The sequence below is a fragment of the Rossellomorea oryzaecorticis genome, assembly GCF_038405515.1.
Taxonomy (GTDB): Bacteria; Bacillota; Bacilli; order Bacillales; family Bacillaceae_B; genus Rossellomorea; species Rossellomorea oryzaecorticis_A.
In genome coordinates this window covers 1-25,000 of record NZ_JBBYAF010000042.1, presented here as the reverse complement: position 1 = coordinate 25,000, position 25,000 = coordinate 1, and the positions used below count along the sequence as shown (strand labels likewise).

Genomic DNA, 25,000 nt, shown 5'->3' with positions numbered 1-25,000 from the left:
CCTTCATCGAACCATCATGGTTATGTTGCCGGCTGCAATGATGACGGTAATGCTCAAGAAGAACATGAAAGATACAATGGCCAGGGCTGCAAACACATAGATGACGCTTTTCGCGATTGTATCAAGGCACTCAATCACCGGGCCGCCCCCAAGCGGCTGGAGAAGTGCTGCGGCCAGCTTGTAAATAAATGCGATCATCAGGATTTTTATCGCGGGAAATGCTGCAATGATAAGTACGATCGCTACTCCTGCAATCCCCACAGTGTTCTTTAGAAGAACCGAAGCACTGATGACCGTATCGGTCGCATCAGTAAACATTCTTCCAATGACAGGGACAAAGTTTCCGGTAATGAATTTAGCTGTACGGATCGTGATACCATCGGTGACAGCTGCAGTTGCCCCTTGCACCGATATGACTCCGAGAAACACTGTCATGAATACACCAAGCAGCCCGATGCTCCAGGTACGTAATAATTGGGCGAGCTGTGTCACTTTGTAATGAGGTGACAAGGTGCTGACAATGCTCAAGAGAGCGGAAAGGAATAAGAGCGGAAGGACGACATTTTGAATCAGTAGTCCGCTTGTGTTCATGAGGAACAGGATGACCGGGTGAAAAAAGGCTGCAGATACCACACCGCCTGACGATGCAATCAATGCCAGAAGTAAAGGAATAAGGGCGATGATGAAGTTGATCATGGTCGAAATCGCTTCCTGAGTATAATTGATTGCTACGTGAAAGCTATTTAAAGCGATGATGATCAATACCATAAAGATGATCCCATATGCCACCTTACTTACATTTCCGCCCTCAAAGGCGTTTTGCAGCGATTGAAGAAACATACTGAAAATGGTAAGCAGGATCAAAGTTCCAAGAAGCTTCCCGTTCATCACCAACTCTTGAAACGCGAATTTCAGCACACCGCTGAACCAGGCTTTTAAGGAGAATTCCTTCTCTCCTTGGATGAAGTCCATCAAGCTTCCTTTTTGACTCTCCGGTAGATACCCACCATATTGATCCACGATGCTTGTCCAAAACCCTTTTAATTCATCAATCCCCAAGTTTTCGAGCTGATGGTCTATGACCTGCTGCTGCAAACCGGGATCATGCTGTTCTTTGTTTCCCTCGGCATGTCCTGCAGAGGTCCCCATGAGAATGAACATCAGTGCTATGACGAGTATTCGATTTAATAGCTGCAAATTCCCCACCTCTTCATCCTCTCTTATCCGGTTGGAATCATGTTGATGATTGTTTCAATGATGACTGTCAGGATTGGCACGGCCATTGCCAAAATCAAAATCTTACCAGCGAGCTCAACCTTGGCAGCGATCGCTCCCTGACCTGCATCCTTCGTGATATGAGAAGCGAATTCCGCTATGTAAGCGATGCCGATAATTTTCAGGATCGTTTCAACATAGACGAGATTTACATTTGCGTTTGCCGCAAGCTTCTCCAGCATATGGATAATGGTATAAATCTGGTCGATCAAAAATAGAAAAATGGAACATCCGACAAATACGATGAGCAAAAACGCAAAGTTTGGCTTTTGTTCTTTTACGATTAATGCAAGAAAGGTGGAAACAAGCGCGATACCGACAATTTGGATAATCTCAATCGCTGACTCCCCCTTTAACCTTGAAATAGAAACACCGATTTGATCTTTTGAAACAAATCATCCACGATAGATGCGACCATAAAAAGGATATAGATAAAGCCAAATAGTGTTACCCATTGTGCGTATTCTTTTTTTCCGACTTGCTCTAAGATGGTATGCAAAAAGGCGACGACAATACCCACCCCTGCTATTTTAAAAATGATATCCACATCGATTCCCATAATTTCCCCTCCCGATTTCTTCAACTCGCACACTGTGGGTTAAACAGGGACATATGCCCCACTGGCTTTTGTCCTTTTCAAGCGTTAAAGGAGCAGGATGATAAGAAGAAGACCTGATAAAAACCCTAGGCTTTTGGTCATTTTTTCATATTTCCTCTGTCTTTCGACCGCTTCTGTTTCTTCTCTTTCCAAGTGTTTTAAAGCCAGGTGAATGTGTTTTTGCTGTGTTACTAAATCATGTTTCCCAAGGTTTTCGCCGAACTGCTTCAGTATTTCGTATTCTCCTGACTTAAATGCAGTCAGTTTCCAAACTTCCTCAAGGCTGTCTTCCCAGGCTTTTTTTACGGAAATCTCCTGTTCTGTCAATTTCTTAGAGAAGTTTTCAAAAAACCAGGAGACCGGCTTTTGAAGCTGCTTTGATATTTTTCTGGTGGCTTCATGGAGAGGTGTATGACTATAGGTTATTTCAGCCTCTAGAGACTGAAGTGCCACTTTAAGCATCCGCAGTTGTCTGGGTCTTTCTGTCAGATACTTCGAGACTTCAAATCCGGCCCATGAAGTCGAGAGAAGAATGAAGATCGCACCTAAAATTTTTATCATTTACGTCACACTCACTTTATTCAAAAGAGATTCTCCATGCTCATTCCAAACTTCAGACACTTGTCCAGGCTCTTTTCCCCTATTAAGCTCAATGAATCTTTCAATGCTTTGAAGCTCGATAATATCCCTGATGACAGGTCTCTTTCTTACTTCTTCCAAAGATGCCCCGTGAGTTGTCATCATTAAAGTTATTCCTGCATTGACGGCTTCTTGAATGGCCTGGCCGTCTTCCACCCGGCCTATTTCATCGATGATCAGGACATCGGGGCTCATTGAACGTATGAGCATCATCATACCTTCAGCTTTTGGACACGCGTCAAGGACATCGACTCTTGGACCAAATAATAACTGCGGAACCCCATTTACACAGCCTGCGATTTCGGAACGTTCATCTACGATCCCCACTTTATAGGGAGGAATATTTTTGACAGGGTCACCTGTAGAGATGATTCTCGCGAGATCCCTTAACAGTGTGGTTTTTCCGGTTTGCGGAGAGCCGATGATCATCGTGTGCTTCCAGGTCCCGCTGTAAACGAAAGGCAGGAGCGGCTGAGCGATTCCGATTTTTTGCCTCGCAATCCGGATATTAAAAGACGACAGATGCCGGATCCCCTTCACGGCGCCCGCCTCTAAAATCACCTTTCCGGCAAGTCCCACTCTGTGTCCTCCATCTATAGTGATATAACCTCTTTTGAGTTCTTCCTCAAGTGTATAAAAAGAATGATGGGATAATTTATTTATCAGCTGTTCAGAATCTTCAGGTGTAACTGTGTATGGAAGAAAGCAGGGTTTCCCTCTTGCCGTGACTTCCAATACTCTGTTCGTACGGACTCTGATTTCTTCGGTTGTATCCAGAATTTCTTGTGGAAGGGAAAGGATTCTTTCAGATATTGTGCTGGGTAGCAGGGCTAGAACTTCTTGCATGAATGTACCTCCTCATCTATTTCCACAGGACTTGAGACTGAATCGCAATAACCGCGTACAAGCCCCCAGATAATACAATGTATTCTAATGAAAATAGAATATGACACAGAATTAAAAGGCCCGTCCCTCGACGCATTAAAGCAGTAAAGAACCAAAAAAAGAAAAAAGCCTGAACAGAGTTAACTCTGTTCAGGCTTTTAGTTCTGTATTCACATATGATTTTAGCCGCGTGATACGTATGTGCCGTCAGTTGTATTGACGACGAGTGTATCCCCTTCGTTTACGAAGAAAGGTACGTTCACGACTAATCCTGTTTCGACTGTTGCAGGTTTAGATCCGCCAGAAGCTGTGTCTCCTTTGATTCCAGGTTCAGTTTCTGTCACAGCCAGTTCAACTGTATTCGGAAGTTCGACGCCAAGAGTCTCACCTTCATACATCATGATTTGAACTTCCATGTTTTCTTTCAGGAATTTCAATTCATACTCAATGGAAGCTGCCGGTAATTCGATCTGCTCGTAGCTTTCATTATCCATGAATACATGCATGTCACCATTGGCATACAGGTATTGCATTCTGCGGTTATCAATTTGAGCTTTTGCTACTTTTTCACCAGCGCGGAAAGTCTTTTCCTGCACTGCACCTGTGCGCAGGTTACGAAGTTTAGAGCGGACAAATGCTGCCCCTTTTCCCGGTTTAACATGTTGGAAATCCATAACTCTCCAAATTCCATTATCCACTTCGATCGTTAAGCCTGTACGAAAATCGTTTACTGAAATCATGTTTGTTCCTCCTATTGTCAATTAGACCATGCTTAAAGGTCTAAAATGGTAGAATGATTAGATCTTTAGTTGAGTGTGTCAATGTTTCATTGGAATCCTCAGTGATGAGTGTATCGTCTTCAATACGCACACCGCCGACCCCAGGTACGTATACCCCCGGTTCAACCGTTACAATCATGCCAGGCTCAAGTACTACTTCAGAACGAGAAGACAGACCAGGGCCCTCATGTACTTCAAGACCGATTCCATGTCCTAAACTATGTCCGAAGCATTCACCATAACCTTTTTCTGTTATGTAATCGCGAGCAATCGCATCTGCTTCTTTCCCTGTCATACCAGGCTTGATTTTCTCCATAGCCAGAAGCTGGGATTGAAGGACGACATCATAAATCTCCTTCAGCTTTTCACTTGGCTCCCCAACAGATAAAGTACGCGTCATGTCAGAACAATATCCTTTGTAGTATGCACCATAATCCAATGTAACAAAATCACCTTTTTCGATGACTTTATCACTGGCTACCCCATGAGGCAGTGCAGAGCGGTTTCCTGATGCCACTATGATATCAAAAGATGAAGAAGCGGCTCCCGCTTTCCTCATGAAGAACTCTAATTCATTCGACACTTCGAGCTCTGTCACACCCGGTTTGATGAAATCTAATATGTGCTTGAATGCTGCATCCGCTATGTCTGCTGCATCCTTAATTATCTTAAGCTCTTCAGGTGTCTTAATCAAGCGTAACTTTTCAATCGTACCGGCTACAGGGATAAGTTCAGCTTCCAGTACCTTTTGATAGCTTTCATAAGCGCTGTATGTCATATAATTTTTTTCGAAGCCGAGCTTCTCAATCCCTAATTTAGCGACTTGATTTGCTACTTCTTCCTGTATGGGACCAGTGTGCTGGACGATTTCATAATCCGCTGCCTGCTCCGCCGCCTGCTCGGTATATCGGAAATCTGTGATAAATAATGCCTTGTCCTTTGATAACAATACTACACCTGAAGAACCGGTGAAGTTTGTCATATAACGACGATTGTATGTACTAGTAATCAACATCCCGTCTATACCGCTTTCAGAAAATGTTTTGCGTAATCTTTCAATCTTCATCCCCTTACACTCTCCCTTTTATGTAATTAATGATTGCATCCAAGGCTAATTCATATCCATAAAGCCCAAATCCGACGATCTGACCGATCGTTTCCGCTGCTATGACGGAATGATGCCTGAAGCTTTCACGCTGATGGATATTCGAAATGTGGACTTCGATGACAGGTACCGATACAGAAGCTACCCCATCTCTTAAAGCGTAGGAGTAATGTGTATAAGCACCCGGATTCAGAATGATGCCTCCGTACCCTTCATCCTCAGCTTTGTGGATATGTTCAATTAAATCACCCTCGTGATTCGACTGAGCCGATAGTAACTGATAGCCTTTTTCTTCTGCCTGTTCCTTCAGTGCCGTTTCTAATTCCTGAAGGGTAGTGTGACCATAGATTTCAGGTTCACGTTTTCCTAATCTGTTTAAATTCGGGCCGTTTAATAATAATATCTTTTTCATAGATAACCCCTAAAAAAATAGAATGTTCAACATGAACATTCTAACATAAACCTTATACCTGTACCTACTAAATTATCTGATAACGAGTTGGTTATTGAACTACTTCCCCTGACTTTTCCTTTTGCTCTTGATGCCTAAGCTCATTCTCTTCATATGAAATCGAATATCCTACAAAGACACCATAAAGAATATAGATACATACCGTGGTAATCAAAGTATGATAATCGATTGCGGTCAAGGACTTCATGCTTGGGAAGAGAGGTTTTAATAGTAAGAATACAGCTAGAAATAATGCGACTCCATATCCCGCTCCTATCCACATCGATTTAAACTTGCGAAGGGCCGCATAATAGACAAGTGCCGTTCCAATGGAAATGATGCCATAAGCAATAATCGAGAGAGCGATACCTATCCAGCGGTCTTTCCAATCCCCTGCTGCCCAGGGCTCGAAAATGATATTTGGTTCGAGTTCGGTAAAGGAAAAATAATAACAAAGGTACGCAATCGAACTCCATAATAAACCGCCTATAAATCCGGTCATCATAACCATTCCTATGAATGACATCGGCTTCTCGCTTTGATTTTGCTCAAGTTCGGGATTGGACTGATCTCCCTTCTCCTTTTTGTCGTTTCGTAGTTTCTCTTCGGACATCTTGAACACCTCCGTTCATAGTATGTCCCAATCAAGCAAACACTTGCATATAATTCCACAACATTTCGGTACCGGGTTCTGGCTCTTTTTGAGAATTTTTAGTAAAATATATAGTAAGGAACATTATTTCAATTACAAACGGATGAGATGCCTTATCAATGTTTATTGGATTATGATTAAGTGAATATGATTACTATATCCTTAAAACCCCCACACTTAAAATCTCTCCATAATGACGATTAAAATGAATACAAATTGTCTAAAATACTAATATAAAGGTAAAGAACGATTGAATCGTAAGGAGGTGGCTTTGTTGAACGCTCGCAATATCATGGTATTCACCTTGATCATATTAGCGATTGTAGGATTAGGATCGTGGCTGGTGGAAAATCCCCTTGGGCTTCTTCGGAAAATACTCGTCACTGCTGCTGTCATCGGCATCATTTACTTCATCTATCGTAGATGGTTCAGCCGTAGACGTGGTGCTGGCAGCAACGAACAAAGAGCGTTTCTTAAAGCAGCCAAACAATCCAAAAAGAGATTAAAGAAGAAATCAACCGCTAAGACACCTAAAACAACTGTTTCTCCGTTGTCAAAAAAACGTACCACCCGTAAAAAATCAAATGCAAACTTAACGGTCATTGAAGGAAAAAAGAATAAAAAAAACAATCGGGCCTCCTTTTAAAAGAGTGCCCGATTGTTTTTTATGAACTCTAGTAGGTCCACTTTTTAAGGAAAAGCTCTCCCTGATATTTCCCCATTTGAAACAGTTCAATCTTTTTTTCTTTCGATAATTCAAATTCAGTCGTCTGCACCCCTTCAGTCGGTATAAAAATGATGTTCTTTTCATGCTTTCTGGATATATAACGTGAATCATGTGCATCTTTCATCGTCTGGAAAAGGGCACTGTACAGCTCTAGCGCATTATTCACTTTGTTCTTGGGGCGTTCGATTGAATTGTGACTCAATTTCACTCCAATGACAGGCCTTATTTTTTTTACATTTTCTCTGTCAAAAAGCCACATCGGGAAGTTGCTGAGCACTCCTCCGTCCACCAGCAGACTGATACCCTCCAGCGAACGCAGTTTCACAGGTTCAAAAAAGTATGGAAGACTTGCACTCATTCTGATGGCGCGGGCAACGGGAAATGTCTCAGGTGCAATCCCATATTCCTCTAAATCATCAGGCAAAACAAGCAGCCTTCCATTGGATAAATCAGAAGCGATGACCCTCAGAGACTTTTCAGGAAGGTCTGCAAATGTGTATATTCCTCTTGCTTTAAGTTTCTGTTCAATCCAATTTTCCAGCACTGCTCCCTTGTACAAACCCAACCGATAATATATTCTGAACCATTTAATAAAAGGAATTGATATAGCTGCATTGGTATCCAATAACTTCTTGATACTCACTTCTTCCATAATATCCTTTAACTCGTTGCTTGAGTATCCAGCTGCAATAAAAGCGGCTACAATGGCACCTGCACTTGTACCTGCCACCCGCTTAAACCGCAGCCCTCTTTCTTCAATTGCCTGATAAGCACCTATCAAGGCGAGCCCTTTGACCCCCCCGCCAGAAAATACCCCATCGATGTCCACAGGCTCTCACTCCTTCAAAGCTGTTTATACATCTTTAAGTGTGAAGGAAGGCATTTAGAACCTTTAATGTTCAGCGGCTATTTGTCCATTACGCACTGAGAAAAGCGGAGGCGGCTCGTCAAGGGACAACAAGCATAAGGCGAGCAAGGCCTGAAAGGCGTTTTTTGCCTTTTTGGCTTGCTTCACTTATGAACTCGAGCCTCTAGCCGCCGGAGCTGGACACAAAAAAGGAGAGGAAAAATCTCCTCTCCTTTTACATCAATCTTATAGTCCGCATTTAAGCTGTGCGCCACAATTGGTACATGTATTACAGCCGCCCATGTCCTTTACGGTACCTTTCCGGCATACCGGACATGTATTTCCTACTTCAGATCCGATCGTGACATCCGTTGAACGTACGTCCTGGATCGTATCAAGCAGCACAATCGGTTTCTTTTCCGTTCTCACTTCTTGCTTTACCTCTTCTTCATCATCAAAGCTGTTTTCCTCCGCTTTGAGTGTCAGTACCTGCGAGTCACGGCTTCCGTCGACGTATACTGTACCGCCTTTCGCACCGCCTTTGTACAGTCTTTCATATACTTTCTGAACCTCTTCCACGGTATAGCCCCTTGGCGCATTTACCGTTTTGGAAATGGAGCTGTCGATCCAGTTCTGGATGACGCACTGAACATCTGCATGAGCTTCCGGAGCAAGATTCATGGAAGAAATGAACCATTCCGGCAGGTTATTTGCATCGGCTTCAGGATTGCGTTTCAGGTAATCTTCCACGATATCCGCTTTCACTTCAATGAATTTGCCAAGACGTCCGCTTCTGTAATAAGTGAAGGAGAAGTACGGCTCAAGCCCGGTCGATACCCCAACCATCGTTCCGGTCGATCCAGTAGGTGCAACCGTGAGTAAGTGGGAGTTGCGGATTCCATGCGCAAGGATACTTTCGCGTACATCCTCAGGCATCTTTTTCATGAAGCCAGTATTGATGAAAGCTTTTCTCAGCTTTTCGGTCTCTTCTTCCGTCTCACCTGTCAGGAACGGGAAGCTTCCTTTTTCTCTCGAAAGTTCTACGGAAGCCCGGTAAGCCGTTGTCGCGATGACTTCGAAGACTTCATCGACAAGCTTGTTCCCTTCTTCAGATCCATATTCTTTTTCACAATAGATAAGAAGATCCGCAAGTCCCATCACACCTAAACCGACACGGCGTTCACCAAGAGCCTGCTTCTTGTTTTCCTCAAGGAAGTATGGTGTTGCATCTATGACGTTATCCTGCATGCGGACGCCAACTTCAACCGTTTTTTTCAGTTTTTCAAAATCGACTGTCTTCGTTTCTTTGTCTGCGAATTGTGCAAGGTTGACTGCTGCCAAGTTGCAGACTGAAAATGGTGCGAGGGGCTGTTCCCCACAAGGGTTGGTAGCCACGACTTTTTGTCCATATGCTTTAGCGTTGGTCATATCGTTCGCATTGTCGATAAAGAAAATACCTGGTTCTGCTGAATAAGTGGCACATACGTTGATCAGATTCCAAAGTTCTTTTGCTTTGATTTTTTTATATGTCCTTACCTTATATCCGAGCTGTTCCCATTCGCGTACATCCCCGACGTTATGCCATTCTTCATTATAATACTTCATTTGCTCGGCATCGTAACTTTCTACATCAGGGAAGCGCAGTTCATATTCTTCATCTTTCTCGACTGCATTCATGAAATCACTTGTCAGGCAGACAGAAATGTTGGCGCCTGTCAGGAATTCAGGGTTATGTACACTGTATGTACCACCCGTCCGTAATTTCTCCTCGGCATTTTTCAGGATTTTTTCATCAAACCCGCCGTAGCCAGGAATCTGTCTGTAATTTAGGATTCCTTGGTACATTGCTTCTTCCTGCTCTGTCAGAGGAGTGAATTTCAGTTTTTCTTCTGCCGCTTTTTTGATATTCTCGTCTTCTGTATTCTCAAGCAGATAGCGCAGAATACGCGGGTTTTGCATTTTGGAGATGATGAATTCGATGATATCAGGGTGCCAATCCGTTAACATTATCATTTGAGCCCCGCGCCTTGATCCGCCCTGCTCAACCAAATGAGTCAATTTTGCGATATCATCAAGCCACGATACAGATCCGGATGATTTACCGTTGACTCCTTTTGCCAGGGTATTGCGGGGACGCAAGGTCGATCCGTTCGTTCCGACACCGCCGCCTCTGCTCATGATTTCCATGACTTGCTTGCGGTGCTCGGAGATCCCTTCCCGGGAGTCCTCTACGAATGGCATCACGTAACAGTTGAAGTAGGTTACATCCGTCCCTGCCCCCGCTCCGTATAACACACGTCCTGCAGGTACGAAATTCAGATTGACCAGTTCATGATAGAACTTTTCAAACCACTCTTTCTTCTTTTCAGGAGTCTTTTCCACGCCAGCCAAGCCTGTTGCGTTTCGCATTGCAATTTGTTCATAGTAGACTTCCAAAGGCTTCTCTATGACATCCAGCGTGCGTGTGACAGTGCCGGTTTCTATCTCCCGGGGCTTATCGATCGCACTTCTGTATTCCTCTTCGATCCAGACATCCGCTTTTTTGTTTTCCCAATCAATGGATGTGATATAGCCTAATCCGCGAGCCGGGAATTTTGGATCTTCTTTGATTGTCAACACGACGAAGTCGCCTTCTGATAGAGTAATCTTCTCAGTGTCTTTGAAAGAATAACGGTCAATCATAACCAGGCGGGATACACCTTTATGTGTAGTTTTCATATCCGGGGTGATAGGATGCACTTGGGGGAACAATCCAATATCCTGATTCAATCTTTCTTTGTTCAGTGTCATTGTTTTTTTCGACGCAACAGTCATACAGACAGCTCCTTCTACCTTAAATATTTCATGAATGATAATTAGCTTGTTTTACTTTAGCAATTAATACGTTATCACATGCTCATTCTAAAATCAATAAATAAACACAATATATGGTGTGTAATATATTTTTCGACACACCATATATTGTGTTGAGGTCAGATTTTTATTTATTTGTCAAACTTCTAATAAGCAGAAAATAATAGAAAACCGGAGCATCTCATAGATAATATTCCTATTTTAAACGGAATTCTATTAATTTGAGAGTTGCCAAACTTTCATCTTAAGAAATAGTTGGTAAAACAGGAAAAAAGCGACACGCATCGCTTTTTCCTAACGTTTTTTTTTTAACGTTTGAAATTCCACTCATCGGATTCATATCGGGTTTTGGCCAGGCTTTCTACATATTGTGTTTCTTCATCGGATAGGACATATGGTTCGAGATTGATATCCAACCCCTCTTCAAAGCCTTTATTAAACGCTTCACGGGCCATATCCATCGTAATTCTCTCTGCAGAAATCTCGTTCATGGCAACGGCTTTATTTTTAAACGCTTTTTGCATACGCTCTTTTACCCGTTCCGATGGATACTTAAACAGGCTGAACAGCTTATCTTCATCCAAATCAAGAAGGATGGATCCGTGCTGGAGGATGACCCCTTTTTGGCGTGTCTGGGCGCTGCCGGCAACTTTTCTGCCTTCTACTACTAACTCATACCAGCTTGGTGCATCAAAGCAGACGGCGGATCGAGGATTTTTCAATCCCTCCCTCTCTTCAGGTGTTTTTGGAACAGCAAAGTAGGCTTCGAGCCCGAGAGCTTGGAATCCCTTTAGAATTCCTTCTGAAATGACTCTGTATGCTTCGGTTACGGTTTTAGGCATTTCTGGATGATCCTCAGAGACGATGACACTGTACGTGAGCTCTTCATCGTGAAGAACCCCTCTTCCTCCGGTCGGTCTTCGTACAAAGCCCAATCCGTGTTCTTTAACAGCTTCCATATTGATTTCTTTTTCCACTTTTTGAAAATAACCCACAGAGAGCGTAGCAGGATCCCATCCGTAAAAACGGATCGTCGGAGGGATCTTCCCTTCACTGTGCCAGTCGAGCAGCGCTTCATCGAGCGCCATATTATATGAAGGAGAACAATTGCCTGAGTCGATGAATCTCCATGTTTCTTTTGACATATGACATACCTCGTTTATTTATCAGCTTTTAAAAATACTATGTATTCAATCCGTTACTAGTCTACCAAATACTTATCCAAAAACAAAGAAAAACAGATTGGAAACTCTTTTCAGCAAATAGTAAATTTCTTTTGATTCTGGGGTTAATCATGAATATAATAGTAGATAGTGCATTTGCAGAAAGGAGCATGAAAGCAAGATGGATGGTTTATTTATTCTACTAGTCGTACTTGGAGGAATAATTGCTTATTCCCTTTTTACGTACTTCAATCAAAAAAGAGTGGTCAACACATTGACTGAGGAAGAGTTTAAAGCCGGTTACCGGAAAGCTCAGCTGATCGATGTGCGCGAATCCAATGAGTTTGACAATGGTCATATCCTTGGTGCCCGCAATATCCCACTTTCCCAAATGAAAATGAGACAAAAAGAGATCCGCAATGATCAGCCTGTATACTTGTACTGCCAGAGCGGCATGAGAAGTGCACGTGCTGCCCAGATGCTTCGCCGCAAGGGCTACCGCGATCTTCACCAGCTTCAGGGCGGATTTAAAAAGTGGACAGGTAAGATCAAGCATAAAAAATAAGAAAAGCGGTCGCTCGTTTGGAGACGACAAGCATAATACGGAAACCCCGGAAAGGCGTTCTTTGCCTTTTTGGGGTTTTTGGCTTATGACCCCGAGTCTCCAGCAAAGAATAAGTATACTTTTTTAATGCAAAAAGGATTGCCGGGGCGGCAATCCTTTCTTTGTTTTATACTTTACTGCGCTAAACGCCCGTCCCTCGGTGCTTTAACGTGTTACTGCGCCGCCTCCGGTGTGTAGCGAAGGATCGGTTTTCTTGCTGCAAGGGTTTCGTCCATTCGTTTGACTACAGTTGTATGTGGTGCTTCCTGGACGATTTCAGGTGTTTCTTCTGCCTCTTTTGCGATTTGGATCATCGCATCGATGAATGAATCCAATGTTTCTTTGGATTCTGTTTCTGTCGGTTCGATCATCATGCACTCTTCCACGTTCAACGGGAAGTAGATCGTAGGCGGATGATAACCGAAGTCCAGAAGTCTTTTCGCAATATCAAGCGTACGTACGCCCAGCTTCTTCTGACGTTTCCCGCTGATGACGAATTCATGTTTGCAGTGGCGGTCGTACGGCAGATCAAAATGAGGCGCCAATCTTCTCATCATATAATTTGCATTAAGGACGGCATTTTCCGTTACAGCCTTTAACCCGTCCGGCCCCATCGTGCGGATATACGTATACGCACGGACGTTGATGCCGAAGTTTCCATAGTAAGGTTTCACGCGGCCGATTGAATCGGGGCGATTGTAATCAAATTCAAATTGATCGCCATTTTTCACAAGAACCGGTTTTGGAAGATAACGGATCAGGTCTTCTTTCACTCCGACCGGACCACTTCCGGGTCCTCCGCCGCCGTGCGGCCCAGTGAAGGTTTTATGAAGGTTTAAGTGAACGACGTCAAATCCCATGTCCCCTGGTCTTGCCTTTGATAACACAGCATTCAGATTTGCACCATCATAATACAGTTTACCGCCGGCTTCGTGGATGATCGCGGCCATTTCCAGAATATTTTCTTCAAATAAACCCAATGTATTAGGGTTCGTCAACATAAGAGCGGCCGTATCATCACCCACTACACGTCTTAAATCTTCAAGGTCCACCAAACCGTCTTCGTTCGATTTAACTGTCACCGTTTCGAATCCTGCAACTGTCGCACTTGCCGGGTTAGTTCCATGGGCGGAATCAGGCACGATGACTTTTGTACGGTTCGTGTCCCCGTTTGCTTCATGATATGCGCGAATCATCATCAGACCCGTCCATTCACCGTGAGCGCCTGCTGCCGGCTGAAGGGTCACTTCGTCCATGCCGGTGATCTCTTTCAGGTGTTCCTGAAGGTCATACATCAACTCCAGGGCCCCTTGCACACTTTCAGGTTCCTGCAGCGGATTGATATGGGCGAATCCATTCAATCTCGCCACGTTTTCATTCACCTTTGGATTGTACTTCATCGTGCATGATCCAAGTGGATAGAAACCTGAATCAACCCCATGGTTTCGCTTGGACAATGCGGTATAATGACGCATGATATCCAGTTCAGATACTTCCGGTAATTGAGGTTCCTCCGTACGGATGTAATCGGAAGGGATCAACTCTGAAATTTCTACTTCCGGGACATCAAGTTCAGGCAGGCTGTAGCCCACACGGCCTTCTTTCGTTAATTCAAAGATAAGAGGCTGATCTTGTTTGTTATTCATGACAATCCCCCAATTCTTGTGCAAATGCATCAATTTCTTCTTTGCTGCGAAGTTCCGTAACGGCAACCAACATGTGATGTTTCAAGCTTTCATCGACAAGACCCAAATCATAGCCTCCGATTATTTCTTTTTGTAGGAGCTGTTTGTTGATTTCTTTTACAGGAGCATTTACTTTCACTACAAACTCATTAAAAGAAGGACCATCGAATGCAATCTCAAATCCATTTTTCTTGAATGCTTCTTTCGCATAATGAGCTTTCTGGATATTTTGAAGTGCCATTTCTTTCACGCCTTGTTTACCAAGTGCAGTCATCGCTACAGAAGCTGCAAGGGCGTTCAAGGCCTGATTTGAACAGATATTGGAAGTCGCTTTATCTCGACGGATATGCTGTTCGCGTGCCTGCAGGGTCAATACAAATCCTCTTCGCCCTTCTTCATCGACCGTTTGACCGACCAGACGGCCCGGCACTTTGCGCATCAGCTTTTTACTTACTGCAAAATAACCGCAGTGAGGCCCCCCGAAAGCACTTGGAATTCCAAAAGGCTGTGCATCACCGACTACGATGTCAGCTCCCAGTTTCCCAGGTGGTGTAAGTGCACCTAAAGCCAGAGGGTTGGAGGAGACTACAAACATCGCTTTCTCACTGTGAGCAACCTCTTCAATCGCCTTCAGCTCCTCCACTCTGCCGAAAAAGTTAGGGTACTGAACGATAACAGCAGCGATTTCACTGCTCATTAATTTCTTCAGTTCTTCCACATCGGTTACCCCGTCGACCTGCGGGATTTCCACGACATCGATGTATTGACCTTTCGCATACGTTCTTAATACATCACGTGATTCAGGATGAACTGTACTCGATACAAGGACTTTCTTTCGCCGTGTCTGGCCTGCACTTAACATGGCAGCCTCAGCTAAGGCAGTTCCACCATCGTACATGGATGAGTTGGCGACATCCATTCCCGTAAGTTCACAAATCATCGTCTGAAACTCAAAGATCGCTTGCAGTTCACCTTGAGAGATTTCCGGCTGATATGGTGTATAAGCGGTATAGAACTCAGAACGTGATAAGACATGATCCACGATGATCGGTGCATAATGATCGTATACACCCGCCCCAAGGAAAGATGTATGACTTTTCAAGTCTGCATTTTTTGCAGCCATTTTTGTCAGTTCTTTTACCAGGCCGGTTTCTGACTTCGCAAGTTTAATGTTGTATTCACCTTTAAAGCGAACCTTCTCAGGAATATCCTCAAATAAATCGTCGATGCTTTTTACTCCTATGCTGTCTAACATTTCCCTTTGATCTTGCTCTGTCATCGGTAAATAACGATGCTTCATGACCGTCATTCCTCCCTATTATTTTGTTCTCTTATAAAATGGTGTCGGGACTACTCTTGCATTTAATTTTTTCCCTCTGATTTCCACCTGAACCTCTGTATCCACTGAAGTGAATTCTTTTTTCAATAGAGCAAGCCCGACATTCTTCTTTAAAGTCGGTGATTGAGTACCTGTCGTCACTTCCCCTATTTCTTCTTCGCCAGAAAATACTTTATATCCATGACGCGGGATTCCCCGGTCGATCATTTCAATACCGACAATCTTTCTTGAAGCTCCTTCATCTTTCTGCTTTTTTAGAGCCTCTTGTCCGTTAAATGGTATTTCCTTGTTCACTTTGACAGCAAATCCGATCCCAGCTTCAATCGGAGAAATCGATTTAGAAAGCTCCTGTCCATATAATGCAAGGTTCGCTTCGAAACGAAGGGTATCCCTGGCCCCTAATCCACAAGGGAGAACCCCATCTTTTTCACCTTCTTTTAAAATATCTTTCCAAATTCCGACTGCATCCTTTGCGTCACAGTAAATTTCAAACCCGTCTTCCCCGGTATATCCGGTGCGTGAAACAAGGGCATGCCGCCCGTTTATATTCACTTCGGTTTGGAATTTAAAGAATCCGATATCACTTAAAGAATGGTTATCTGCCAATCGCTGTAATACGTCTTGCGCCAACGGACCCTGTAACGCCAGCTGGGCCATGTGCTCGGAAATATTATTGATTTCCACCCCATCCGTCTCATGCTGCTTTAACCATTCATAATCTTTATCGATATTCGCTGCATTGACTACTAATAAATAGTCATGATCTTTTATTTTATAAACCAGGAGATCGTCCACTGTGCCTCCATCGTTGTAGCACATGGCAGTGTATTGAGCCCCGCCGTCTTTTATTTTGGACACATCATTGGTCATCATCTTTTGTAAGTATTCAAGAGCCCCTTCGCCCTTGACTTCAATTTCTCCCATATGAGACACATCAAAAAGACCGGCACGGGTTCTGACCGCTTCGTGCTCCTCTTTAATACTTGAGAATTGAACCGGTAAAGCCCAGCCTCCGAAGTCAATCGTTTTTCCTCCATATTCTTTATACACTTCATATAGAGGTGTTTGCTTTAATTCTGCCATTAGACTTCCCCCTTATTTTCATCAAGATTTTTCTTCTGTCCGCTTCCCGTCTCCAAATATCTGCGCTTCATTTGCTGTCAGAATTCATAAGACCCTGCATTTCTGCGCATGAAAAAAAGGACAGAAAAACCCCTTTTTCCAAAAGAAGTTTCTCTGTCCTTTCACCTGAAAGTTTACCGGTAAGACGGCTTTCCCCTTTGGTGGCTTCCATAAGGAAGCACTCTCCAGAGCTGCGTCCAGCAAGAGTCTTTTTGCCTGAGAGATTCACACATGAGATGTTTGCTCCTTCGGCGCTGTTTGTTACAGTCTCTCCCCTTGCTATCATTCGCCAATATTCCTTGTAACATTTGGTCATACTAGAAGTATATACAGTAGAAATGTTATTGATGTGAATGTTCGGATTATTATAGTTTTCAAAACATTAGGTAATCTACTCTCATCCTACCATTAATTATTCGTTTTGAGCAATCATTTTTCTATTAAATAAGGAGATGTTTTTCACATGAACGTTGATGTACTATTTAACGAGGAGTGGGGCGAAGGCCTGGACACTTTAATAAACAATGATGGTCCCTGGGGTAATTGGGAACTGTATAAGCTTGCAGTGGAATGCGAGCAGCATTTGGCAATCCCGAACTTTGAAGGGCTTCAGGCACCAAAACATTTGGCAAACGTCACCCCGCTTCCCCACCAGCTCGAAGCCGCCAGGCAGGTAGTTGAAACAATGAATGGCAAAGCCATTCTCGCAGATGAAGTCGGACTCGGAAAAACCATTGAAGCCGGTCTCATATTGAAAGAATACATGATTAGGGGACTCGTGAAAAAAGTGTTGATCCTTGTCCCTGCTTCATTGGTCTCGCAATGGGCTTATGAATTAAACAGCAAGTTCTTTATTCCCGCTGTCCCCCAGCGCAAAAGCTATGTCTGGGATCAATGTGATATTGTCGTTTCCTCCATGGACACGGCCAAAAGAAGTCCTCACCGGGAAAAAGTATATGAACAGGATTATGATCTTGTCATCATCGATGAAGCTCACAAACTGAAAAATCACAAAACCAAAAACTATGAATTTGTCCAGAACCTGAAGAAAAAGTTTTGTTTACTGCTCACCGCCACCCCTATCCAAAACAGGATAGAAGAAATCTTCCATCTGGTTTCTCTTTTAAAACCCGGACACCTGGGAAATGAAACCGGCTTTACCGACCGCTACAAAAAGGGGGACAGGACGGTTCATGATGATGAAAACTTAAATCATCTTATCAATAAAGTGATGATCCGTAATAGAAGAAGTGATACCGGCATCGAGTGGACAAAGCGTCATGTTAAAACGATACTCATTGACTTCAATGAACAGGAACGAGATTTATACAACAGCATCAATATGTTGAATGGCAGCTATGATGACTGGGTCACATCCAGTTCTTTTTCTCTCCTCACCCTGCAGCGTGAAGCCTGCAGCAGCAGGGAGTCAGTATTTTATACGCTCAAAAACATGCTGGAGAAAAAAGAAAGTCCTTCTGCAGCATTCGAGAACACGATTGCAGCGCTTATGAAAAAGGTAGAAAATGTGACGATGAATTCCAAAGCTCAGAAAGCCTTGGAACTTATCCAGAAAATCGATGATAAAGTCATCATTTTCACGGAATACCGTGCCACCCAATTGTACCTGCAGTGGTTTTTAAAGCAGCATGGCATCACTTCCGTCCCTTTCAGAGGCGGTTTCAAACGAGGTAAAAAAGATTGGATGCGCCAGCTTTTCCAGAATCATGCACAAGTCCTGATAGCAACAGAAGCTGGGGGCGAAGGGATCAATCTTCAATTTTGCCACAATGTCATAAATTTCGACCTGCCTTGGAATCCTATGCGTCTTGAGCAGCGGATTGGCCGTGTACATCGTTTAGGTCAGACCGAAGATGTGCATATCTATAATTTTGCCACTCGGGATACAGTAGAAGAACATATATTGAAGTTGCTATATGAAAAAATAAACCTATTCGAAAGAGTGATTGGTCAGCTTGATGAGATTCTGACACGTTTGGATTTTACAGACTTTGAAGAGCATGTTACAGATATACTTTCTTCCTCAAAGACAGAGGGAGAACTTAAAATAAAAATGGAAAACCTCACTAGCATGATTCAATTTGCTGAAGAACTAAAGGAGGAACGAGCGAATGCAGCAGAACGAAATTCATCAATTTCTTGAACGCTATTTTACAGCAAACGGCTGCGAACTTGTTTCAAACGGTGATGGGTATATGACCGTGCAGTTGACAATCGATTTGGATAAAGAACTGATGAATCGCCCTTTTTATTGGCACTACCTGGAGAAAACCGGTGGTATCCCCAACCCCATGACACTGTCATTGGTGACCAATGGAGAAAAAACACCTGAAGACTTCAAGGGTGAGCTCATACACTTCGGCTCTCCACGGCTGCATCAGATATTCCGGTCCACCAGGAATCTGGCAGGCTACATCCGCCTTTATGAAGAGCGAATGAATGGTAATGAACAACAGGTACCGCTTCATCCATGGCTGGGACTGAATATAAAGATTTCTCATGTAACGAACCTGAAAAAAGACAGCATCCAAAGTATCGGCCTAAATTTAATCAATGGCCATATCCAGGAAGACTTTCATGATTACTTGTTATCCAGAAAACTGACTCCGAAAATCCCTGATTTTTCATTTACATTGACGCCGATCATCAAGCCCCGGAGCGGAATAAATCGCATTAAAAGTTTTATTCTGCAAGGAATTGAAAAAGAGTCGTTCACTTGGGCGGAGGAAGCACGGAAAAGATGGGAAGAGGACCTGGAGCTGCTGAGTCACTTCTATGGAGATCATGAGGAGAAGCCTGAATCTTATCATTTGGAAAAACAGGCATTAAAAGAACAGTATGAACCAAAAATCTCGATTGACATCATCAATGGGGGTATCTTTTACTTACGTCACGCACACTAATTTAATCACAAGGAAACCGCCCTATACAATACAGAGGCGGTTTTCTATTTTTTATTCTTTTTAAACAAAACCATGAACGCATAAGGCAGGACGCCAAACCACCTGAATAAAAATGGGGGGCGCTCATTCTTTCTTTGATGTTTAAGTGATTTTCTTTCATGGGGGGATTTATCATAATGCTGAACAAATGTTTGAGTTATGAATTTCACGTAATCATTTACTGACACAAAAGCACCACCTTCCGCTTTTATCAGTATATCCACCACGTCTGAATTTAATCAGGAAGTGAGATTACGCTTCAATTCACTTATCGTTTCATCGATAGTTTTATACGTAGTATCGATTTCGATCTTACTGACATTTCTATAAAGGGGCAAACGGCGGTTGTATAATTCAAGTAAGCCGTCCATCGAATTCTTTTGGACCAGGGGACGTTCGGAGTCTCCCTCCAGCCGTTCCCACAAAACCTCAAAGGAACAGAAAAGATGGAACACGGTCTGTACGGCTGCAAGCATCTCTCTGTTCTCTAATCTTTCAATAATCCCTCCCCCCGTTGTAATGACCGCTTCCACCTTCATTAAGTCCTTCAATGCTGCTGTTTCAATCGAGCGAAAATGCCATTCGCCTTTTTCACTGAAAATGTCTTTAATCTTCATGCCTTCTTTTTCTTCAATGTAATGATCCATATCGATGACCGGAAGCTGCTGAAGCTCCCCGAGTCGTTTACCAACAGTTGTCTTTCCCACTCCCATGAAACCTGTCAAAAAAATCGGCATCGCAAACTACTTCCAATCTATAATGTGTTTTGTTTCCTTATTATACACAACTGAGACTGGCTGAAAAACCTTATCGGAAGATTGAAAAGTTATATCCAAAATCATTTCCTGTTCATTCAGCTGAGCGGTGATCGTTTCTGTCATCCCATAAACCCCTGTGTGTTCAACCTTACCAACCGTACTATTTTCAATACCGAGAAGTACACTATGTGCAATGCTCGCATTTCGTTCATATACTTTACCCATATTGGTTAAATAGTGGTACTTGCTTAGAAAAAGGCTCGTGGAGGAAACTCCCGCCATCAATACGATCATTAACAGCATCAAAGAATAAGGCAGTAAGAAACCATTATGATTAAGGTAGCTGCGGAGCTTTTTCCTTGTAATAATAAAACTCACTTTCAACAATCTCTCCTTCTTCAAAAATAACATCAATCCTTATTCCTTGCGGAACCTCTGAAATTTCAAACGAATCCACCCCTTGCAGCACCACCTCATGTCCCCGTTCATCCACTTGTCTCCGAATGGAATCTTGATATCGTTCATAATTGATCGTTTCCCCTCGGCTGACATAAGAAACGGCTCCGGATGAAATCAGGAAGTTGCTGCCTCCCCTCAGCTCTGTTCTCAAGCTTTGACTGAACAAATTCCACTCATAATATCTCGGGGGGACACTTTCTTTTTGGATGGTTTCAAATCCTTTAATGACCAGAGGAAAACCAAGTGAAATGATTGAAAACACCAAAAAAGAGAGCATTGCATCCAATAATGTAAATCCCTTGTTATTCAGACAAGCAAATTTCATGAGAACCACTCTCCTTTTCATATGACACGCAGGGGTTCTTGTTATCGCTTCCTTTCCAGCTCAAAGTATAGACAATCCCCTCAAAGGTTCTGATCCTGGATTTGTATTCCTTCGTCACAACCGCCTGTTCTATTCCTTCCTGAAGAAATTTGAAAGCCTCCACCCTGTGCTGTTTTTCTTCCAATGTTGTGATCATTCTGATGCTGTAAGGGAGAAAAACAGCCATTATCATCATGAAACAGCTAAAAGCGATCAGGCTTTCCGGAATTGAAAAACCTTTAGAATTCTTGTACATAGAACCTTCCTTGTCCGATTTGAAATGATAGTTTGATTGTAGAATCTTCACTATTGAAATAAACTGGTCCGAATCTGTTCGTATTTCCTGTCGGATTAAATATAATTTCATTCCACCTGTTGATTTCAGAAATTTGTATGCCTGGGGGAAGTTCTCTGGAAACCAGCGTCATTCCATAAAAATCTTTGGCGACATATTTGTTGGAAGAAGGATAAAACACTAAGGTGATAGAGTTTTGGGTGAAGAAGCTCTGGCTTTGTATGAGGTAGAGGTCGGAGTGAAGCTGTGAAATGAAAAAGGTTTTTTCTGCATGTTCCTTCATGGGTTCTGAGGAAAACGCTGCGAAAGATAAAAGGACCGAGAATATTAATAGGACCATAAGCATTTCGATAAACGTAAAGCCTTTTTGAGCAAGCAGCCCCCTTTTAATTTCCTGCAACCGCTTCGACTACATTCCCTTCCGCATCAATGGTCAACGTATTTCCATCAGGGCATTTTTGGTATTCATCTTTTAAATATCCTTCAGTCACCAACACTGCCATACTGACCGGTTCCGTATTTGTCTTATCCATCTTGTAAGCCTCAACCTGTCCCTCCACCATGGTTATGAACGCCTCACATCCTTTTGAATTAATTTTATTGCTTTGACTGGTCACGTTCGGGATCGTTACAAACAACAGGACAGAAATGACAAGAAGGACAATCATCATTTCGATCATGGTAAATCCTTTTTCATTTTTCAATAGTGTTTCCTCCTTAAATTCTCTCATTAGATACCTTGCATCATTTGGAATAACGGCAACATGATTGAAAAATAGATGAGCATGATGAAAAGTCCGACGAAGGCAAATATCGTGGGCTGGATGTACGTTAGAATCCGTTTACCTTTCTCTTCAAGTTCCGTAAAACAGATTTCACTGTACATCTCCAGTTCATCAGCAAGCCTTCCATTCGTTTGCCCGTGCGCTATGACAAAAGAAAGTTCTTCCTTAAAAAGTGGAATCTTAGAAATGCATTCGTGCAGAGTCTCCCCTTCCCTCAATCCTCGTAATAGTCTTTTTGAAATGTACTGGAAAACCGGACGGTATGACTGCTTTTCGATTATGATCAATGACTCTGTGATGGATACACCGTTTCTGAGGAGAAAGCTGAATTCACGAGCGAAAAAATGTGTATGTCCAAGTTTAATAAACAAGGATAGAAGCGGCAGTTTAGAAAGAAGGAGCACATGTTTCACTTGAAATAATTTATCTTTTAACATGAATAAGAAGAAAGATACAAAGGTGAGAATGAGCAGCAAGACAAAAAAATAGATGGGGAAATTTTCAATAAACAACACTAAGTATCTAATACTTGTGGTCTCGTCATAACCGATCGAACTGTACAATGCCTGGAAACGAGGAAACAAAACCTTGTGCAGGAGCACCATCAATAGAATAGCGACAATCACCAAAAGAACTGGATATTGAATGATTTTTACTATCTTTTGTTTTTCCTCATTCTTTTTGATGAGATAATGCCCTGCTTCTACTAAGGTCGTGCCCATCTGTCCGTGGTGTTCAGCGAAAAAAATTTGTGCTGATACCTGACTCGGCACCTTGAGCAGTCTGTCAAATATCGAAGAAAGAGATTCACCTTTTTGCAAAGAATGAATGATGCTCCTTTTTAATTTTTCAGGACCACTCCTGCCCGAGACCAGTAAAAAATCAATTGCTTCTGAAAATGAGTATCCCTTAAGAAGAAGATCACCGATTCTTTTCAGCAACTTTCCCTGGTCATCCCTCTTCCTCATGAACCCACTTCCGGTACTCAGTTTCTGGAACAAATCCTAATGCCACCCCCTTATTGATCAATGTCCGAAGAGTAGGATACTGATACATCGCCTCCTCTCCCCTCGCTTCTTTAATGACTTCTTTCAATGCGCTCCCTGTTACAATTTCATACACCGAAGCTCTTTTCATCACTTCATCGCCAGTACAGGTCCCGCCGCACTCTGAATTACACACAGGACAATTAAGTTTCAAGAGTCTTTGAGCAGACACTGCGATCAAAGTCTGTTGGATATCATGCCAATGGATTCCCAACTCCATAAGTCTGTATACAGCACTTTTTGCGTCTTTAGTGTGCAGCGTGGTGAGGACCAGGTGTCCTGTGAGGGCGGCGCGGATCGCGACTTCAGCCGTTTCCTTATCCCTTATCTCGCCGACCATGATGATATCAGGGTCATGCCTCAGGATGGCTTTCAATCCAGTTGAATACGTAATCCCCGCTTTTTCATTCACTTGGATCTGTACCATATCCTCATGGTCCTTTTCAATTGGATCTTCCAGGGTTATTACGTTTCGGTTGAGGCCGGATGAACAATGATGGACAAGCGAGTATAAGGTAGTGGTTTTTCCGCTGCCGGTCGGACCCGTGAAAATGATGAGGCCGTGGGAATACATGAGAAGGGCAAGAAGTTTTTTGGCTGAAGAAGGGTACAGGGACATCTTTTCGAGTGGAACAGTTAGCTTCTGGGGAAGTATCCGGATGACAAGACTTTCCTTTAGATGATTGGTTGGCAAGGTGGATATTCTGAGGGAGACGGGAGAGTTTCGGATGATCGTGTTGTAGGAACCGCTTTGCGGTTTGCGTTTTTCTCCGATGTCCATGGAAGCCATGAACTTCAGATGGGCGATCAACCTTGCCCCCTGTTCCAGAGGAATCGATTGAAATGGAGACAGCACACCCATTTTACGAAACTGGATGTAGTAATCATTGAGCTTTGGAATGAGGTGAATATCGGATGCATCATTTAATAGTGCATCTTTAAGCATGATTTCCGACAGAGATTCTATCGATTGATAAATCGTGATTGGCACCACCTTTCTGATTCTATAAATAATATATACGACAAAAGTTTACAAAATCCTTTATTTTTTTAAGATTTCAACTGAAGTTTGTTGAATTATTTTTTTGCTGATAAGCGAGAGGTTTTTTCGTCAGGGATTGTGAGGGTTTATGGAGGAAATGAGGTTGATTTACTGCTGAACCCTATTTGAATAGATTGTATACAATTTATTTCGCGGCATGTTCAGAAAGTACAGGGCTTAAAAACACTGAAATCTGCGTAATTATGTGATTTATGATCCATTTCAAAAAAATAGATACGATCCATTTTTAAATTTTATGATCTATTAAGAATTATTCTAATCTGAACCTGCAAACAATCTCAACTGCCACGCTCCATACTCGACTACTAAAATTTTTGAAAAGCATTGTATATATTCCCTTCTAATTACTCATACTATCTCTTGTAGTAACAGCAATGGGCTATAGCCAAGCGGTAAGGCATCGCACTTTGACTGCGACATGCGTTGGTTCGAATCCAGCTAGCCCAGTATTAAAAGCGTAAGGGCTTTGTTCAGAGGCGACAAGCATAAGACGAGCCACCCGGAAAGGCGTTTTTTGCCTTTTTGGGTGGCTTGACTTATGAC

28 protein-coding genes, 1 tRNA gene and 2 riboswitches are annotated in these 25,000 nt (G+C 42.9%); of the genes, 5 read left to right on the top strand and 24 right to left on the bottom strand.

The annotated features are described in order from the left end of the window. Positions 1–3 precede the first annotated feature (3 nt). From spoIIIAE to AAEO50_RS17480, 9 genes are all read right to left on the bottom strand, one after another. Positions 4–1,197 carry a stage III sporulation protein AE gene (gene spoIIIAE, locus AAEO50_RS17520; RefSeq protein WP_425383219.1) on the bottom strand — a complete coding sequence of 398 codons (1,194 nt, stop codon included), beginning with the start codon at positions 1,195–1,197 and terminating at the stop codon, positions 4–6. Positions 1,198–1,220: 23 nt separating this feature from the next. Next, complete coding sequence (gene spoIIIAD, locus AAEO50_RS17515) at positions 1,221–1,613, bottom strand: stage III sporulation protein AD (RefSeq protein ID WP_098151200.1); 393 nt, start codon at positions 1,611–1,613, stop codon at positions 1,221–1,223. Between the two features lie 14 nt (positions 1,614–1,627). Then, positions 1,628–1,834 (bottom strand): stage III sporulation protein AC, encoded by a 207-nt coding sequence (gene spoIIIAC / locus AAEO50_RS17510; RefSeq protein WP_341985608.1) that lies wholly within the window; start codon positions 1,832–1,834, stop codon positions 1,628–1,630. An 84-nt stretch (positions 1,835–1,918) separates the two neighbouring features. Then, positions 1,919–2,434, bottom strand: coding sequence for a stage III sporulation protein SpoIIIAB (gene spoIIIAB, locus AAEO50_RS17505; protein WP_341985607.1), 516 nt, complete (start codon positions 2,432–2,434; stop codon positions 1,919–1,921). Continuing rightward, a complete protein-coding gene (gene spoIIIAA / locus AAEO50_RS17500) occupies positions 2,435–3,358 on the bottom strand; it encodes a stage III sporulation protein AA (protein WP_341985606.1) in 924 nt (307 codons plus the stop codon). 221 nt (positions 3,359–3,579) lie between these two features. Next, positions 3,580–4,137 carry an elongation factor P gene (gene efp / locus AAEO50_RS17495; protein ID WP_341985605.1) on the bottom strand — a complete coding sequence of 186 codons (558 nt, stop codon included), beginning with the start codon at positions 4,135–4,137 and terminating at the stop codon, positions 3,580–3,582. 40 nt (positions 4,138–4,177) lie between these two features. Beyond that, positions 4,178–5,242 (bottom strand): Xaa-Pro peptidase family protein, encoded by a 1,065-nt coding sequence (locus AAEO50_RS17490; RefSeq protein ID WP_341985604.1) that lies wholly within the window; start codon positions 5,240–5,242, stop codon positions 4,178–4,180. Positions 5,243–5,246: 4 nt separating this feature from the next. Next, positions 5,247–5,693, bottom strand: coding sequence for a type II 3-dehydroquinate dehydratase (aroQ, locus tag AAEO50_RS17485; protein ID WP_341985603.1), 447 nt, complete (start codon positions 5,691–5,693; stop codon positions 5,247–5,249). 91 nt (positions 5,694–5,784) lie between these two features. Then, the gene (locus AAEO50_RS17480; RefSeq protein ID WP_341985602.1) at positions 5,785–6,345 is read right to left on the bottom strand and encodes a YqhR family membrane protein; all 561 of its coding nucleotides are present in this window, start codon (positions 6,343–6,345) and stop codon (positions 5,785–5,787) included. A gap of 313 nt (positions 6,346–6,658) precedes the next feature. Here AAEO50_RS17480 and AAEO50_RS17475 point away from each other — a divergent pair, with 313 nt between their 5' ends. After that, the gene (locus AAEO50_RS17475) at positions 6,659–7,030 is read left to right on the top strand and encodes an SA1362 family protein (protein WP_341985601.1); all 372 of its coding nucleotides are present in this window, start codon (positions 6,659–6,661) and stop codon (positions 7,028–7,030) included. A gap of 28 nt (positions 7,031–7,058) precedes the next feature. Here AAEO50_RS17475 and AAEO50_RS17470 read toward each other — a convergent pair whose 3' ends face one another. From AAEO50_RS17470 to AAEO50_RS17460, 3 genes are all read right to left on the bottom strand, one after another. Beyond that, positions 7,059–7,940 (bottom strand): patatin-like phospholipase family protein, encoded by an 882-nt coding sequence (locus tag AAEO50_RS17470; RefSeq protein WP_341985600.1) that lies wholly within the window; start codon positions 7,938–7,940, stop codon positions 7,059–7,061. Positions 7,941–8,204: 264 nt separating this feature from the next. Then, positions 8,205–10,772, bottom strand: coding sequence for a vitamin B12-dependent ribonucleotide reductase (locus tag AAEO50_RS17465; RefSeq protein ID WP_341985599.1), 2,568 nt, complete (start codon positions 10,770–10,772; stop codon positions 8,205–8,207). A gap of 347 nt (positions 10,773–11,119) precedes the next feature. Further along, positions 11,120–11,956: a biotin/lipoate A/B protein ligase family protein gene (locus AAEO50_RS17460; protein WP_341985598.1), complete on the bottom strand. Its 837-nt coding sequence runs from the start codon at positions 11,954–11,956 to the stop codon at positions 11,120–11,122. 199 nt (positions 11,957–12,155) lie between these two features. Between AAEO50_RS17460 and AAEO50_RS17455 the strand changes: the two genes are divergently transcribed. Next, a complete protein-coding gene (locus AAEO50_RS17455; protein WP_175991066.1) occupies positions 12,156–12,539 on the top strand; it encodes a rhodanese-like domain-containing protein in 384 nt (127 codons plus the stop codon). A 212-nt stretch (positions 12,540–12,751) separates the two neighbouring features. Here the strand turns inward: AAEO50_RS17455 and gcvPB are convergent, their stop codons facing one another. Genes gcvPB through gcvT form a run of 3 tightly spaced genes read right to left on the bottom strand, consistent with a single transcriptional unit; the run spans position 12,752 to position 16,685 of the window. Further along, complete coding sequence (gene gcvPB / locus AAEO50_RS17450; RefSeq protein WP_341985597.1) at positions 12,752–14,224, bottom strand: aminomethyl-transferring glycine dehydrogenase subunit GcvPB; 1,473 nt, start codon at positions 14,222–14,224, stop codon at positions 12,752–12,754. Next, a complete protein-coding gene (gcvPA, locus tag AAEO50_RS17445; protein ID WP_341985596.1) occupies positions 14,217–15,563 on the bottom strand; it encodes an aminomethyl-transferring glycine dehydrogenase subunit GcvPA in 1,347 nt (448 codons plus the stop codon). The genes gcvPB and gcvPA overlap by 8 nt, the downstream gene beginning before the upstream one ends. Before the next feature lie 18 nt (positions 15,564–15,581). After that, positions 15,582–16,685 (bottom strand): glycine cleavage system aminomethyltransferase GcvT, encoded by a 1,104-nt coding sequence (gcvT, locus tag AAEO50_RS17440; RefSeq protein WP_341985595.1) that lies wholly within the window; start codon positions 16,683–16,685, stop codon positions 15,582–15,584. Positions 16,686–16,836: 151 nt separating this feature from the next. After that, positions 16,837–16,915: riboswitch (glycine riboswitch) on the bottom strand. A gap of 3 nt (positions 16,916–16,918) precedes the next feature. After that, a riboswitch (glycine riboswitch) is annotated at positions 16,919–17,010 on the bottom strand. 177 nt (positions 17,011–17,187) lie between these two features. Between gcvT and AAEO50_RS17435 the strand changes: the two genes are divergently transcribed. Next, the gene (locus tag AAEO50_RS17435; RefSeq protein ID WP_341985594.1) at positions 17,188–18,888 is read left to right on the top strand and encodes a DEAD/DEAH box helicase; all 1,701 of its coding nucleotides are present in this window, start codon (positions 17,188–17,190) and stop codon (positions 18,886–18,888) included. Next, on the top strand, positions 18,857–19,648 hold the full coding sequence (locus AAEO50_RS17430; RefSeq protein WP_341985593.1) for a YqhG family protein: 792 nt from the start codon (positions 18,857–18,859) through the stop codon (positions 19,646–19,648). Before AAEO50_RS17435 ends, AAEO50_RS17430 begins: the two co-directional genes overlap by 32 nt. Positions 19,649–19,692: 44 nt before the next feature. Here AAEO50_RS17430 and AAEO50_RS17425 read toward each other — a convergent pair whose 3' ends face one another. From AAEO50_RS17425 to comGA, 9 genes are all read right to left on the bottom strand, one after another. Beyond that, the gene (locus tag AAEO50_RS17425; protein WP_341985592.1) at positions 19,693–19,875 is read right to left on the bottom strand and encodes a YqzE family protein; all 183 of its coding nucleotides are present in this window, start codon (positions 19,873–19,875) and stop codon (positions 19,693–19,695) included. A gap of 51 nt (positions 19,876–19,926) precedes the next feature. Then, positions 19,927–20,424 carry a shikimate kinase gene (locus AAEO50_RS17420; RefSeq protein ID WP_341985591.1) on the bottom strand — a complete coding sequence of 166 codons (498 nt, stop codon included), beginning with the start codon at positions 20,422–20,424 and terminating at the stop codon, positions 19,927–19,929. 6 nt (positions 20,425–20,430) lie between these two features. After that, positions 20,431–20,670, bottom strand: coding sequence for a hypothetical protein (locus tag AAEO50_RS17415; RefSeq protein WP_341985590.1), 240 nt, complete (start codon positions 20,668–20,670; stop codon positions 20,431–20,433). A 109-nt stretch (positions 20,671–20,779) separates the two neighbouring features. Continuing rightward, positions 20,780–21,229 carry a competence type IV pilus minor pilin ComGF gene (gene comGF, locus AAEO50_RS17410; RefSeq protein WP_341985589.1) on the bottom strand — a complete coding sequence of 150 codons (450 nt, stop codon included), beginning with the start codon at positions 21,227–21,229 and terminating at the stop codon, positions 20,780–20,782. Then, positions 21,207–21,524: a hypothetical protein gene (locus tag AAEO50_RS17405; RefSeq protein ID WP_341985588.1), complete on the bottom strand. Its 318-nt coding sequence runs from the start codon at positions 21,522–21,524 to the stop codon at positions 21,207–21,209. The genes comGF and AAEO50_RS17405 overlap by 23 nt, the downstream gene beginning before the upstream one ends. Then, positions 21,508–21,963 (bottom strand): competence type IV pilus minor pilin ComGD, encoded by a 456-nt coding sequence (gene comGD, locus AAEO50_RS17400; protein ID WP_341985587.1) that lies wholly within the window; start codon positions 21,961–21,963, stop codon positions 21,508–21,510. The genes AAEO50_RS17405 and comGD overlap by 17 nt, the downstream gene beginning before the upstream one ends. Next, positions 21,950–22,294, bottom strand: coding sequence for a competence type IV pilus major pilin ComGC (comGC, locus tag AAEO50_RS17395; protein WP_341985586.1), 345 nt, complete (start codon positions 22,292–22,294; stop codon positions 21,950–21,952). The genes comGD and comGC overlap by 14 nt, the downstream gene beginning before the upstream one ends. Then, complete coding sequence (comGB, locus tag AAEO50_RS17390) at positions 22,294–23,316, bottom strand: competence type IV pilus assembly protein ComGB (RefSeq protein WP_341985585.1); 1,023 nt, start codon at positions 23,314–23,316, stop codon at positions 22,294–22,296. Before comGB ends, comGC begins: the two co-directional genes overlap by 1 nt. Continuing rightward, the gene (gene comGA / locus AAEO50_RS17385; RefSeq protein WP_341985623.1) at positions 23,300–24,340 is read right to left on the bottom strand and encodes a competence type IV pilus ATPase ComGA; all 1,041 of its coding nucleotides are present in this window, start codon (positions 24,338–24,340) and stop codon (positions 23,300–23,302) included. Before comGA ends, comGB begins: the two co-directional genes overlap by 17 nt. Before the next feature lie 492 nt (positions 24,341–24,832). On the opposite strand from comGA, the gene AAEO50_RS17380 reads away from it, so the two are divergent. After that, positions 24,833–24,904: transfer RNA gene (locus AAEO50_RS17380), tRNA-Gln, on the top strand. The last annotated feature ends 96 nt before the right edge of the window (positions 24,905–25,000 follow it).

What these genes read in the sequence shown, in the direction of transcription:
- comGA (WP_341985623.1), bottom strand. Translation starts at nt 24,340, where the DNA reads ATGCTTAAAGATGCACTATTAAATGATGCATCCGATATTCACCTCATT.
- spoIIIAA (WP_341985606.1), bottom strand. Translation starts at nt 3,358, where the DNA reads ATGCAAGAAGTTCTAGCCCTGCTACCCAGCACAATATCTGAAAGAATC.
- AAEO50_RS17455 (WP_175991066.1), top strand. Translation starts at nt 12,156, where the DNA reads ATGGATGGTTTATTTATTCTACTAGTCGTACTTGGAGGAATAATTGCT.
- comGF (WP_341985589.1), bottom strand. Translation starts at nt 21,229, where the DNA reads ATGAAATTTGCTTGTCTGAATAACAAGGGATTTACATTATTGGATGCA.
- comGB (WP_341985585.1), bottom strand. Translation starts at nt 23,316, where the DNA reads ATGAGGAAGAGGGATGACCAGGGAAAGTTGCTGAAAAGAATCGGTGAT.
- AAEO50_RS17415 (WP_341985590.1), bottom strand. Translation starts at nt 20,670, where the DNA reads ATGGGTAAAGTATATGAACGAAATGCGAGCATTGCACATAGTGTACTT.
- AAEO50_RS17435 (WP_341985594.1), top strand. Translation starts at nt 17,188, where the DNA reads ATGAACGTTGATGTACTATTTAACGAGGAGTGGGGCGAAGGCCTGGAC.
- AAEO50_RS17460 (WP_341985598.1), bottom strand. Translation starts at nt 11,956, where the DNA reads ATGTCAAAAGAAACATGGAGATTCATCGACTCAGGCAATTGTTCTCCT.
- aroQ (WP_341985603.1), bottom strand. Translation starts at nt 5,693, where the DNA reads ATGAAAAAGATATTATTATTAAACGGCCCGAATTTAAACAGATTAGGA.
- comGC (WP_341985586.1), bottom strand. Translation starts at nt 22,294, where the DNA reads ATGAGAGAATTTAAGGAGGAAACACTATTGAAAAATGAAAAAGGATTT.
- gcvPA (WP_341985596.1), bottom strand. Translation starts at nt 15,563, where the DNA reads ATGAAGCATCGTTATTTACCGATGACAGAGCAAGATCAAAGGGAAATG.
- spoIIIAB (WP_341985607.1), bottom strand. Translation starts at nt 2,434, where the DNA reads ATGATAAAAATTTTAGGTGCGATCTTCATTCTTCTCTCGACTTCATGG.
- efp (WP_341985605.1), bottom strand. Translation starts at nt 4,137, where the DNA reads ATGATTTCAGTAAACGATTTTCGTACAGGCTTAACGATCGAAGTGGAT.
- gcvPB (WP_341985597.1), bottom strand. Translation starts at nt 14,224, where the DNA reads ATGAATAACAAACAAGATCAGCCTCTTATCTTTGAATTAACGAAAGAA.
- spoIIIAC (WP_341985608.1), bottom strand. Translation starts at nt 1,834, where the DNA reads ATGGGAATCGATGTGGATATCATTTTTAAAATAGCAGGGGTGGGTATT.
- AAEO50_RS17405 (WP_341985588.1), bottom strand. Translation starts at nt 21,524, where the DNA reads ATGTACAAGAATTCTAAAGGTTTTTCAATTCCGGAAAGCCTGATCGCT.
- AAEO50_RS17430 (WP_341985593.1), top strand. Translation starts at nt 18,857, where the DNA reads ATGCAGCAGAACGAAATTCATCAATTTCTTGAACGCTATTTTACAGCA.
- AAEO50_RS17420 (WP_341985591.1), bottom strand. Translation starts at nt 20,424, where the DNA reads ATGCCGATTTTTTTGACAGGTTTCATGGGAGTGGGAAAGACAACTGTT.
- AAEO50_RS17490 (WP_341985604.1), bottom strand. Translation starts at nt 5,242, where the DNA reads ATGAAGATTGAAAGATTACGCAAAACATTTTCTGAAAGCGGTATAGAC.
- gcvT (WP_341985595.1), bottom strand. Translation starts at nt 16,685, where the DNA reads ATGGCAGAATTAAAGCAAACACCTCTATATGAAGTGTATAAAGAATAT.
- AAEO50_RS17480 (WP_341985602.1), bottom strand. Translation starts at nt 6,345, where the DNA reads ATGTCCGAAGAGAAACTACGAAACGACAAAAAGGAGAAGGGAGATCAG.
- AAEO50_RS17465 (WP_341985599.1), bottom strand. Translation starts at nt 10,772, where the DNA reads ATGACTGTTGCGTCGAAAAAAACAATGACACTGAACAAAGAAAGATTG.